Origin of the sequence: Tolypothrix sp. FACHB-123, from assembly GCF_014697075.1 — a bacterium.
Taxonomy (GTDB): domain Bacteria; phylum Cyanobacteriota; class Cyanobacteriia; order Cyanobacteriales; family Nostocaceae; genus Aulosira.
In genome coordinates this window covers 1-12,129 of record NZ_JACJRE010000109.1, presented here as the reverse complement: position 1 = coordinate 12,129, position 12,129 = coordinate 1, and the positions used below count along the sequence as shown (strand labels likewise).

Here is a 12,129-nt window from a genome sequence, read left to right as displayed (position 1 = left end):
TTCTACTTTTAGCATTCCTGTTTGATTTTCTACCACACCACCTATCCACAGTAATATGTTTTCTGCGAAAACTCCAGTTTTCAAGATGGATGAGGTTTAAAAAACATCCTAGATGTTTTCGCTTGGGGTAATTATCAGCCAGGAAAAAACTAACTAATTTTATTAAATGTCACTTGAACAACTTATATATTTATTTCCTAACATCAAGTATCTAGAGAACTCTGTTGAAGATTTGTGAAATATTCATGTAGGGTTTTTGACTGCATCGCACTGAAGCTCTACTAGAATACAACCAGTTTTTTGTCCAAGGAGTATCTGATTGTACAAAAAATTATTATTAGCTGAATTTTCAGATTTTGCAGATAAATATTAGATAAGGAAAATCCAGAATTAGCGTTCCAGAAATTAGCTTGCTATATTGTACTAAATAACTATTCTGGCAAGGTGGCTAAAACTGTGCGGGATGATTTACAAGGGTTGGAGATTACTGCCAAAGAACTACAAAACTTGACTAATCTGCCTGTTAAAGATGAACTCATAAATATTATTGTTCCTCTAGGGCAATTTGTAAAGCAAGTTATAGCAAAAATTAAGGGAACTGAAGGCGCTACTGTAGTTTTTATCAGCTTTTCTATATTAGTTGGCTGCTATATAGCATTTGATTTCATTGTCAAGTTATTGGGTTTATGGCTGACAGTTCCATCCTGGCTAGTATTGATAGTTTTAGGCTTATGGTTTGGCGGAGTTACCCAAATAGGTTTATACGTATTCTGGAGAAAACGCAGTCAGCTACTCAAAGCTAAGATTACACATTCTTTGCAAATTTTATTAAATGATGTAGATAGATACAATGCAATTATTAAAGCAATAGATATTAACGATCAAATAGAAGATGCTGGTAACTTAGATGTAAGTATTCGGGAACGGGAAAGAGTTATCGAAGCACTGAAAATTACTAGGAATGATTTAGTCAGAGCGCTGAAAACTGAAAAGATTTTGCGGGAAAATAAAAATTTTATTCTTAATCATAGCGATTTCTTCGCTAATAATTTAGCAACTTTAACCGCCATGCAAGTTACCGAGCAGGCTACTGAGCATGGACGTATGCTTAATGAAGCATTGCAGATTGCTTTAGATGTGCAGCATGAAATGAAAAAGTTACAAAGTCAGCCTTAAAAGGAGTATGAAGCTTTGGGGCGAAAACCTGAAGCTATAGGAACTTAGGAAAATTTAGATTTCTACTAGTCTGCTAAGGCGGACTTTTTTTGTCTAGTCGCACCACATCAGGGGCTAGGCGTGATAACTATGGCATATATTACAGTGATTTACAAAAACCTATATTTATACCTGCTGAATGATAAAAATCTATCTTAGGGTATTGGTAATTGAGCTGGGGGTAAATATTATACCAATTAATTACTGTTTTACCCTTCCCAAATCTAAAATCTCAAATCTAAAATCTAAAAGTTCTTATACCTGTACTGATTGTGAATCTAAGCCGCCTGATTCCCATTTTTGATAATTCCGTTTCTAGCTGGGCTTTGGAGGCGCGGCTGTTACGCTGGTTAACATTGATTTGGCTGTTTGCCGGTTTAATTATATTGTTTTCCGCATCTTATACTGTTGCTGCTGCTCGTCAAAATGACGGATTGTATTACTTTAAGCGTCAACTTCTTTGGGTTTTTGTTTCGCTAATTTTATTCAATATAATTGTGCATCTCCCCTTAAAAAAAATTTTAGGGGTCAGCCATTGGTTTTTAATATTGTTTTTACTGTTAATTTTCTGTACTCTGATTCCAGGATTAGGAAAAAAAGCATTTGATGCAGCACGTTGGATTGCAATTGGCCCGATTCCCATTCAACCGTCAGAACTGATTAAGCCCTTTTTGGTACTTCAAAGTGCGCGACTATTTGGTCAATGGGAAAAACTCAGTTGGCGGGTTCGCTTTATTTGGTTAGGAATTTTTGGGCTGGTACTTTTGGGAATCATTGCTCAGCCGAATTTGAGTACAACAGCACTCTGCGGTACAACTATCTGGTTAATTGCTTTAGCAGCTGGTTTACCTTACAGGTATCTGGGAGGAACAGCAGTAGGTGGAGTTTTGTTAGCTTTATTGAGTATTAGCATCAAGGAGTACCAACGCAAACGGGTGATGTCCTTCCTCAATCCTTGGGCTGATGCTACAGGCGATGGCTATCAGTTGGTGCAAAGTTTGCTAGCAGTCGGTTCTGGTCAAACTTGGGGTTCGGGGTTTGGACTGTCTCAACAAAAGCTGTTTTATTTACCAATTCAGGATACTGATTTTATTTTTGCCGTATTTGCTGAAGAATTTGGCTTTATTGGCAGTATGGTTTTGCTGTTAATGTTAGCTTTATTTGCCACTTTGGGATTAATGGTGGCGCTGAAGGCGAAAAATCCTGTATCTCGATTGGTAGCGATTGGGGTAACTATTGTGATGGTGGGACAATCATTACTTCATATTGGTGTTGCTACAGGTGCGTTACCGACGACGGGCTTACCTTTACCGATGTTTAGTTATGGTGGTAACTCTATGATTGCTAGTCTTGTGGGTGCGGCGTTACTAATTCGCGTAGCTAGAGAGAGTAGTGAAGCAGATGTAGTACCATTGCGTGCAACTGGGCGGGAGTTTCAGCGTCGGCGTCAAATGTTCAAAAAAACTAGAGTTTAAGCCAGAATGCTTGTCTGCTCATCCCACTTCCTTGAAGGAGTGGGCTTCCCGCGCATTTGATAATTAGTCGCGATGCATGAGTGGGCGTAAACCGTTGAGTCCGGCGGCGATCGCGGAACCATTATGTATTACAGTGGCTGCTAGGGGGTGCATTCCTATGGTGGTGGCTAATCCTAAGGCGGCTAAATTGGGAACTACAGCTAAACTCATATTTTGCCCAATGACGGTTTTGGTTTGGCGCGCGATCGCCATTGCATCGACAAAACTAGTTAAGTTATTATTCATCAGCACGACATCGGCGGTTTCTCTGGCTATCTCGGAACCATCACCAAAGGATATGGCTGCATCTGCATAAGCTAAAGCGGCGGAATCGTTTAAACCATCGCCGGTGTAACCTACAGTTTTACCTTCGGCTTTTAATTGCTGGATAATTGCGGCTTTGGTTTCGGGAAAGGCTTCGGCGTGAACGTTACTCAAGGGTATACCGAGTTTTTCTGCTACCATCTGTGCTTTGGTTTGGCTATCCCCAGTTAATAGATGAATTTCCATGCCATACTCTGTTTGTAATTGTTCTAGGATGGCGGAACTTTCGGGGCGTAGGGGATCTGTATAAGCAATGACTCCGGCAAATTCTCTGTTAACTGCTATATATAGTAAGGAATCATGGGCTGAGATCGGACAATTTAAAGTGTTTGTACAATCTTCTGGCTGACAGTGATGTTCGCCATAAAGACAAGTCAGGCGGATATTAAACTTAGATAATAAGCGATCGCTTCCTACTAATACCTCTTGACCATCAATTTGGGCAATTACGCCTAAACCAATTTCATAACTCCATTCCCCACGGGGTAAGATTGCTATATCCTGTTCTGCGGCATAGCGCATGACTGCTTCGGCTACTGGATGAGTTAATCTTTGTTCTGCGGCTGTGGCTAATTCTAATAATCTGCTGGTAGATATCCGCTCTGCAACTGCTTCTACTGCTACTACTTGAATGTTACCTTGGGTCAAGGTGCCGGTTTTATCAAAAACTAATGTGTCTACTTGTGCTAATTTTTCTAAGGCGCGGCCGCTCCGAATCAGTACACCATGTCTGGTGGCATGAGTCAAGGCTGCTAAAAAGGTTGTGGGAAGGGAAACACGAATTCCGGTGACAAAATCTAGAGTAAGGATTGAGGCGGCTCTGGCAGGATTTTGGGTAGCGAATAATACTATACCAGCAAATAATAGAGAGGGAATTACCGCTTTGTCGGCAATGGTGGCGGCGTAATTTTCCATGCGGGTATCATGAACCGGTGCTTGTTGGACTAGTTCGATACTTGCACCTGCACGGGTAGCATTGCCTACTTTCTCGGTGTAAATGTAAATTTCTCCTTCCCGTACCAAAGTGGAAGCATATACAGTTTCGCCTATTTGCCGTAACACAGGCAGAGACTCACCTGTGAGTTTTTGTTGGTCAATTAATGCTTTACCGCGCAACACTTGACCATCTACGGGAATTTGCTCACCTGGATAGACAATGACTGTATCACCTTGTTGCACAGATGTGGCTTCAATTTGCTGTTTTTGTCCATCGGGTTGCAATACCCAAGCATAACGTCCCAGGGAGTCAAGGAGGTTAGAAGCGTTTTGTTCAGATACTCGCGCTGTGCGATCGCGAATCATATCACCAATTTCATGGAGAGTCATCACCAAAGCTGGGGTGAGGAGGTTTCCTTGGGCTGCGGTGAGGGAAATTGCCATAAAATCTAGGCAATCAATGTTTAACTTGCGGTTCTTGGTAATACTATTGTAGGCGCGTTTAGCTACAGGCCAAGCTGCAAGGGCGACAACGGAAGCAATTAAACTTTGGGGAATGGGAAGCCTTAAACCCAGTAATGCTAGCAAAACTGCAAAGGCTGGTAATTTCACACCTGCATCTTCTGCTTCAGCTACTTCTGGGCTGGTGGTGGTATTTTGGGTAATAGTATTGATAGTAGTGGCAAGTTGGAGCGATCGCACTATCTGTTTCAAAAAAGCGCGATTATAATTTTCACACTGTTGATATTGAATGACAATTGATGCAGCTTGGCGATTGATGCGAACCTCTGTGACTCTACTATCCGATTTTAAGAGTGTTTCTAACCGCCAGCCATAATCCCCATCTTCTGCTAACAAAGGAATGCGGAATCTTACCCGTCCTGGTATTGCATGGACGACAGAGTAAGTAATAGCAGTATTTTTTGCTTTTACTGCAATCTCCATATTATCTGGTAATTTTACTGCTAAAACCATATCGTCATCCTCTCTTTTGGCAGACAATGGCTCAGAGTTAACAAGCTCAATCAATTGTGAATTGATTCCAACCATTAAAGTGGGAGTATTTCAAATTGGCAACTCTCGATTTAAGTTAGCGATCAAACCTAAATCTCAAATCTAAAATTCCCCAGTTCTAACTTAAGTTTTAATATATCCTCTGTGCCCATAGGGATTTTTTATCCTATCAAAATTTGCATTCTGATGCCTAGCGAAACCCTAATTTTTCTGATGATTTTATACAATAACAATTATTTTGATTGTTTTTACAAAAACTTTTCTGCACCTGACTAACTTTTTATATGTAAAAAGTTAAGAATCGTGGTTAATGAATATATTTCTTTACATAAATATTAAGTTTAGGACTTAAACAATAACTCTCTAAAAGTTTTATTTCTCTGTGTCCTCTGTGGTTTAATTTCCCGTAACTGTTGCGTAAGTCTTGAAGTTTCTCTCACGTTTTGATGCAAAGCTTTGAGTCTTGTTGAAGTGGAACTGCGATCTGCGCCATTCATTTTTAAGATTAAGAAGAAATGAACCGCAGAGAACACAGCGAAAAGTGTGGTCTTGGGGGTTTCCCCCCATGAACAACTTTTCAAGACAGAGTTCACAGAGGAAAAAAGATGAGGAAACACCGAAATTTAAGCATATTTTCCAGCTTGTGAGAGTTGAGTATTCAAAATTATGTATAACCTTTAAGTTATATAAACAAAGAACAAGAAATAATAGCAAAATTTACGGATTATCAAATTATTCTCAAGAACGAATTTTATTGAGAAAAGAATCAGGTATGATTAAAGCTATCGTGAATGTCTGAATTGGTGCAGCTATTAACTAATGACAACAACCATCAGTAGTCACAATTTAAGTACGCCGTTAAATGACCATCCTGACTTAACTTCTGAGCAGCATTTCTGTGATGAAATATCAGCGCAGGAACATGGTAATCAAGTAGTTGAGCAGGTAAAATTACAAGTAATTCATGCAATTGCTGGACGGCTACGTATCCGGTCTAATGATGGGAATTGGAATTGCCAAATAGAGCAACTATGTCAAGACTTAAAACAACAGAGTTGGCTATTAGATATTCAGCATAATCAACAACGGGGTAGTGTAATTTTTACCTTTGATGAAAATCAGGTTTCTTTACCCCAAGTGTTGAAAATATTAACAGAATTTGATGTTAGCTATTCTCCCGCAGTCAGTAAAGTAGATTTGACTGATTTTAAATCTCTGGGATTCTGGCAAAAGCAATCAATGGCGGTGATACCGTTGCTTGCTGGATTAGCAGTAACAAGAGGTTTGAGAGTTAGAGGCTTACCAGCAATTTTAGTTTATATGCTGGTGGCAGATGCAACTCGCTGGGTAATAGACTCTGTAGAACCGGGTTTGTTACTTGCTGTGATTGCAAAAACTGCCGAGAAATTCACGGAAAAAGAAATACCGCTACGAGGATTTACAAAAGTGGCGAACAAGTCTCTTCAAGAAATAGCTAAACCGGGAAAACTAAGTTATCAAGTTGTCCATCAAATTCCTGGGAGAATTCGCTTTCATGTTGAGCAACTGACTAAAGATTCAGCCTATGGTAAAAAATTAGAGAGTATCCTCAAAGCTGATGGAGAAGTGATTAATTTTCGGGTGAACTATCAAGCAAGTTCAGTAGTAATTAATTATCATCATTCAGAAACGAGTTTAGATTATTGGTTACACTTGCTTGAATCGGCTTTACCACCAGAGATAGCACCAGAAATATTAGTGTCACCGCCAGAAGCGCAGCCATTAACAACGCCGTCAGCAGAAACAAATATAGAGTTAGATTTATCAAAAATCTGGGTTGATTTAAAGCCTTCAATGATGTCTTATTCTTTAGGCTTGATGGCGAACTTTCCTTTATAGCGCTGGCAATGGGCGAAAGGAATGGTAAAGTGAAAATTCCACTCGAATCGTTAATAGCAGCTAGTCCCTTAGACAATGTAGGGAAAAGCAATGGTAAAGTTGTCCAACTTCCTGTAGCTAGTAACCAAAATTCCTTCAATCAAAATTATCAAGTAGTTCATGAAATACCGGGAAGATTAAGGTTACGAGTGCCAAGTTTACGGCATGATGCAAAATATAGTTCCAGACTGCAAGGTTTATTAACAGCAGAACCTTTAATTACCAGTTTTCGGATCAACTCAATCGCCGCATCTTTAGTTATTACCTATCAACCCAACGTAGTTAATGACAACAAAATGCGCTGCTGTTTGGGTAAGTTGCTGCTAGCTGCTAGACAAATTTCTGTAACTTCTCAACCTACGCCATCAACTAACGAACAACAAATAGCTGAATCTAGCTTATCACTACCAATGATAGTTACAGGTCTAGCTGTCTGCGAGAGGATTTTTGGTTTACCAATTCCGCCAATTTTGCGGGTGGGAACTCTTGCTGTAGCTAGTTTATCTGTTTTGCAACGAGCTGTTACAGGAATTGTCAGACAGCAAAAACTCACCATTGATGTGTTGGATTTTTTAGCGATCGCAATTACCACTGCTCAAGGTCATTTTCTCACACCAGCCCTAATGTTGAGTTTAATTGCTATTGGCGAAAATATCCGCGATCGCACTGCACGTACTTCCCAACTGCAAACATTAGATTTACTCAGTTGTTTAGGACAATTTGTCTGGGTAGAAAGAAATGGAGAAAAGGCGCAAATTCCCATTCACGATGTACAAATAGGCGATACTGTCATTGTTTATCCAGGGGAACAAGTGCCAGTTGATGGCACAATAATTCAAGGTAAAGCCTTACTAGATGAGCAAAAACTCACTGGTGAATCCATACCCAGCTTGAAAACCAAAGGACAACGAGTATTCGCTTCTACCTTGGTAAGGGAAGGTAGAATTTATATCTTAGTTGAAAGCACAGGCGATGATACCCGTGCTGGACAAAGTATCAAATTCATGGAAGCAGCACCAGTCTATGATACGCGCATGGAAAACTATGCAACCACGATTGCCGAGAAAGCTGTACTGCCAACTTTGCTACTAGCTGTAACTGTATTTTCACTAACAAGAAACGCCGCCAGAGCCGCCAGCATCCTTACCTTAGATTTTGCTACAGGAATTAGAGTGGCTATTCCCACAGTAGTTTTAGCATCTTTGAGCTATGCTGCTAAACAAGGAATTCTCATTCGCAGTGGTCGAGCCTTAGAAAAACTGGCGCAAATTGATACTATTGTTTTTGATAAAACAGGGACGCTAACAAAAGGCGAAGCAGAGGTGATTAATGTAGAAAGTTGTCATCCCGATGTTTCCCAATGGCGAATTTTAGCATTAGCCGCAGCAGCAGAACAAAGATTAACTCATCCAGTAGCGGAAGCGATAATTCGTTACGCCCAGGCGCAAGGTGTGAATATACCGCAGCGCAGTCAATGGCATTATCAACTAGGCTTAGGTGTAGAAGCAATTATCGATGGTGAAACTGTCTATGTAGGGAGCGATCGCTTTTTACGTCAACAAGGCGTAGATATGTCATCCCTAACTAAACAATATCATCTCGCAGAATCGACAATTTATGTTGCTAGCAACCAGGAATTACAGGGTATAATTACTTATAAAGATGTCTTACGCAATGAAAGCCCTGACGTAATTCATCAGTTGTTAAAGGTAGAAGGCATAGATGTGCATCTGCTTACCGGAGACAACCAGCAGATAGCCAACACCGTAGCAGCAGAATTGGGAATACCGCCATCACATACCCATGCAGAAGCCTTTCCCGCACAAAAAGCCGCTATCGTCCAGCAACTACACAACCAAGGTAGAACAGTCGCCTTTGTTGGCGATGGAATTAATGATTCACCAGCTTTAGCTTACGCTGATGTTTCCGTATCCTTTGCTAATGGTTCCGAAATTGCGCGGGAGACAGCAGATGTAGTGTTAATGCAGAATGATTTGCATGGTTTGTTAACAGCGATCGCAATTGCTCATCAAGCCAAGCAACTGATTCAGCAAAATACCGCCATTGTTACTGTACCAAATTTGGCAGGATTAGCTATCGCCGCTTTATTTGGACTCAACCCCCTAGCCGCAACCATAGTCAACAATGGTTCCACCGTAATTGCAGGAATCAACGGTTTAAGACCAATCCTCACAACTTCCTCACCACCAATCCGCGATACTGTCGCCAGCAAACATTTATCCCCATATTCCCCACCAGGAGGTTTATAAAAATATGCCTAAAATTACAGATTTAATGGAACACGCAGGTAGACCTGGACTAATCGCTGGTATTGGTGCAGTATTGTTAGCACCAGTTATATTGCCAGTCGTTGCAGGAATTGGTAAACCCGTAGCTAAATCTCTCATTAAAGGTGGAATCGTCGCCTACGAAAAAAGCAAAGGTGCTTTCGCTGAACTGGGTGAAACTTGGGAAGACATCGTTGCTGAAGCCAAAGCTGAAATCGCTGAAAGTCAATATCAACGTGTATTTGAACCAGGTGCTAATGCTGTGGAAACTCACCCCAAAGATTGATACGGCGCATGGGGAAGCGAGACAAAAAATTCAAAATTCAAAATTAAGAATTCTATATTGAATTTTAACGTTTGCCCCATGCCCAATGCCCTATGCCCATTTTCAACCAAAACTATGGTAATTATTCCCCAGAAACAACAAATTAGCCATCCAGCACTCGCTGATACACCGATAGCTACCCAAATTATTAGCGATACTCCGGGAAGGTTACGGTTGAGAATTGCACCTAGCCATCGTCAATCTGAGATAATGCAACAAATTGTCAATTTTCTAGAGACGCAACCGTACATTATTCAGGTAAAAACCAACTTGCATCAAGGTAGCATTCTCATCAATTATGCTGAGAATGTTACTTTAGCTGTTGTTTTCGCATCTCTGCAAAAATTTGGTATAAATTTTACAAACTATATACCAAGAAATACTAAAGCAGCTATATATGTAAGAAAATCTGTAATAGCTGTAAATAATAAATTTGCACGCGCTACAGATAGTACAGTTGATTTAAGATTTTTGTTTCCTTTGGGACTAAGTATATTAGCTGTGAGACAGTTAATTATTAAAGGTATGCAATTAGATATGATTCCTTGGTATGTCTTAGCTTGGTATGCCTTTGATAGCTTCTTGAAACTCAATAATGTTAATTCACAAAATCCCTATTCTCAGCTAAATATAAATAATAAACAATCTTAATTGGGAAAAGGAAGCATCCTAAAGGATGATGCTGGCTAATCAATGGTAAAACCCCTCGCTGATCCCGAAATCCCGCCGTCACCCTAGAAGGGTGCGGCTAATCGTACAAAGCCCACAAAGGTGGGCTTCGGAGTTTTAGCCCCAGGCTTCCAGCCTGCGGGCGGTGTGTCGGGTAAGTGAGAGAACAGTTTATATCAAGTGTTGAGGGGTCAGACCCACCATTCGCCAGCAGTATCCTTATGGATGGAGTTTTTCATATTGCGATCGCAAACCTCCCCCCAAAGTGATATCTTCCTCACAAGATCCTCACATTTTTATTTGAGAATAAGTTGCAGTAAAGCTCAGCAATAAATTCCTATGGAATGCCATCAATGTAAATCACAGGGTAAGTCTTGTGGAGGAAAATCGCGAGGACTGCCATTTTTTCCCAAAAGACAGCAATCTTTAAATGGAGAAGTTTCCACAAGTCCACCAATTGCTTTGGTAGGAATGCCCAACGTGGGTAAGAGTGTACTGTTTAATGCTCTAACTGGTATCTATGTCACTGTTTCTAATTACCCTGGTACGACTGTAGAAGTGAGTCGGGGATTAGCGCAGATAGGAGAGCAAGCCATCACAGTCATTGATACACCAGGGATGTATTCACTCCTACCTATTAGTGAAGAAGAAAAGGTTGCTAGAGATTTATTGTTAAGTGAACCTGTATCAGTTGTGATTCATGTGGTAGATGGGAAGAACTTAGGCAGAATGCTACCGCTAACTTTTCAACTCATCGAAGCTGGACTACCTGTTATCCTCGCTGTGAATATGATGGATGAAGCCCATCGTTGGGGATTAGATTTGCGCCAAGACGCCCTGGAGATGGAGTTAGAAATTCCCGTAGTTTGCATGTCTGCGGCTTTGAACCAAGGTATAGATGAATTGCGACACAGAATTGCCCCATTTTTACCAGTTCAGACAGCAATGATACCAGCGTAAAAGGTAACAGTCATCAGTCATCAGTGTACAGCCATGATTAACCAAGTTATTTATCCAGAACCAATTGAAGCCGCGATCGCACAATTGGAATCTTGGTGGCAAACTTTAGGTAATCGCTATTTATTTGGCAATTACTCCCTCTCTCCCCGGAGTTTAGCTTTATTACTGCTACAAAAAGACCCCGGACTTTGGGAAACTATGCAACGGGATCAAGAACAGTGTCGTCATCTAGAAGTCTTGATTACCGTCACGCAAAATCAACTTAAACAACCTATTGGATTAGCGATCGCTAATACTCGCCAAAGTCAAGCGCGGACGATAGAAAGAGTAGTCTTACAGGAAACTAGAAAAAGGCGATCGCCACTTGCGGAAACACTGCATCAACTCACCGTCAACCCCATCACCGGATTCCCCATCCTAGTTTTCATCCTCTATTACGGAGTCTACAAATTTGTCGGTGAATTTGGTGCAGGGGAATTAGTCGATCGCATAGAAGGCTTTTTTGAATCACAAATTAACCCATTTGTCAACCAAATAACAGCTCAAGTTATTCCCTGGAAATCAATTCAAGACTTGATTGCTCATGATTATGGCATTATCACCTTAGGGATTCGCTACGCTACTGCGATCGTTTTACCTGTAGTGGCGACTTACTTCTTGATGTTCTCCTTACTAGAAGATAGCGGCTACCTACCACGTTTATCTTTAATGCTGGATCGCTTATTCAAATCCGTAGGTTTATCTGGTCGTGCAGTCATTCCAATGGTATTAGGCTTAGGATGTGACACAATGGCCACAATGGTTACCCGCACCTTAGAAACCAAACGGGAACGATTAATTGCCACCTTTTTACTCTCCCTCGCCATCAGGGCAAACGCATCTAAATAGAGAAAAGTGCTAAGTAGAGGTGTGTTTTGAGTAGTACAAGAGAACTATATATAACTGGTGAAGAGAGCGATCGCTAAAA

The 12,129-nt window shown here is 40.8% G+C and carries 9 protein-coding genes; 8 read left to right on the top strand and 1 reads right to left on the bottom strand.

Features of this window, described 5'->3' with window-relative positions:
• Window positions 1-444: 444 nt before the first annotated feature.
• Together H6G41_RS33300 and H6G41_RS33295 are read left to right on the top strand one after the other, a co-directional pair.
• Window positions 445-1,176, top strand: a complete 732-nt coding sequence (locus tag H6G41_RS33300; protein WP_190752573.1) for a hypothetical protein — start codon at window positions 445-447, stop codon at window positions 1,174-1,176.
• A 311-nt stretch (window positions 1,177-1,487) separates the two neighbouring features.
• Window positions 1,488-2,690 (top strand): FtsW/RodA/SpoVE family cell cycle protein, encoded by a 1,203-nt coding sequence (locus H6G41_RS33295; RefSeq protein WP_190752571.1) that lies wholly within the window; start codon window positions 1,488-1,490, stop codon window positions 2,688-2,690.
• A 63-nt stretch (window positions 2,691-2,753) separates the two neighbouring features.
• Here H6G41_RS33295 and H6G41_RS33290 read toward each other — a convergent pair whose 3' ends face one another.
• A complete protein-coding gene (locus tag H6G41_RS33290; protein WP_190752569.1) occupies window positions 2,754-4,964 on the bottom strand; it encodes a heavy metal translocating P-type ATPase in 2,211 nt (736 codons plus the stop codon).
• Between the two features lie 858 nt (window positions 4,965-5,822).
• Between H6G41_RS33290 and H6G41_RS33285 the strand changes: the two genes are divergently transcribed.
• The 6 genes from H6G41_RS33285 (at window position 5,823) to H6G41_RS33260 (ending at window position 12,050) form a co-directional block, all read left to right on the top strand.
• Window positions 5,823-6,881, top strand: a complete 1,059-nt coding sequence (locus H6G41_RS33285; RefSeq protein WP_190752567.1) for an HMA2 domain-containing protein — start codon at window positions 5,823-5,825, stop codon at window positions 6,879-6,881.
• A gap of 8 nt (window positions 6,882-6,889) precedes the next feature.
• A complete protein-coding gene (locus H6G41_RS33280) occupies window positions 6,890-9,190 on the top strand; it encodes a heavy metal translocating P-type ATPase (protein ID WP_190752565.1) in 2,301 nt (766 codons plus the stop codon).
• A gap of 4 nt (window positions 9,191-9,194) precedes the next feature.
• The gene (locus H6G41_RS33275; protein ID WP_190752564.1) at window positions 9,195-9,494 is read left to right on the top strand and encodes a DUF5132 domain-containing protein; all 300 of its coding nucleotides are present in this window, start codon (window positions 9,195-9,197) and stop codon (window positions 9,492-9,494) included.
• Window positions 9,495-9,572: 78 nt separating this feature from the next.
• Entirely contained in the window at window positions 9,573-10,184 is a 612-nt protein-coding gene (locus H6G41_RS33270; protein WP_242038142.1) for an HMA2 domain-containing protein, read from the top strand.
• Window positions 10,185-10,541: 357 nt separating this feature from the next.
• Window positions 10,542-11,162, top strand: a complete 621-nt coding sequence (locus H6G41_RS33265; RefSeq protein ID WP_190752563.1) for a FeoB small GTPase domain-containing protein — start codon at window positions 10,542-10,544, stop codon at window positions 11,160-11,162.
• A 33-nt stretch (window positions 11,163-11,195) separates the two neighbouring features.
• Window positions 11,196-12,050: a nucleoside recognition domain-containing protein gene (locus H6G41_RS33260; protein ID WP_242038141.1), complete on the top strand. Its 855-nt coding sequence runs from the start codon at window positions 11,196-11,198 to the stop codon at window positions 12,048-12,050.
• The last annotated feature ends 79 nt before the right edge of the window (window positions 12,051-12,129 follow it).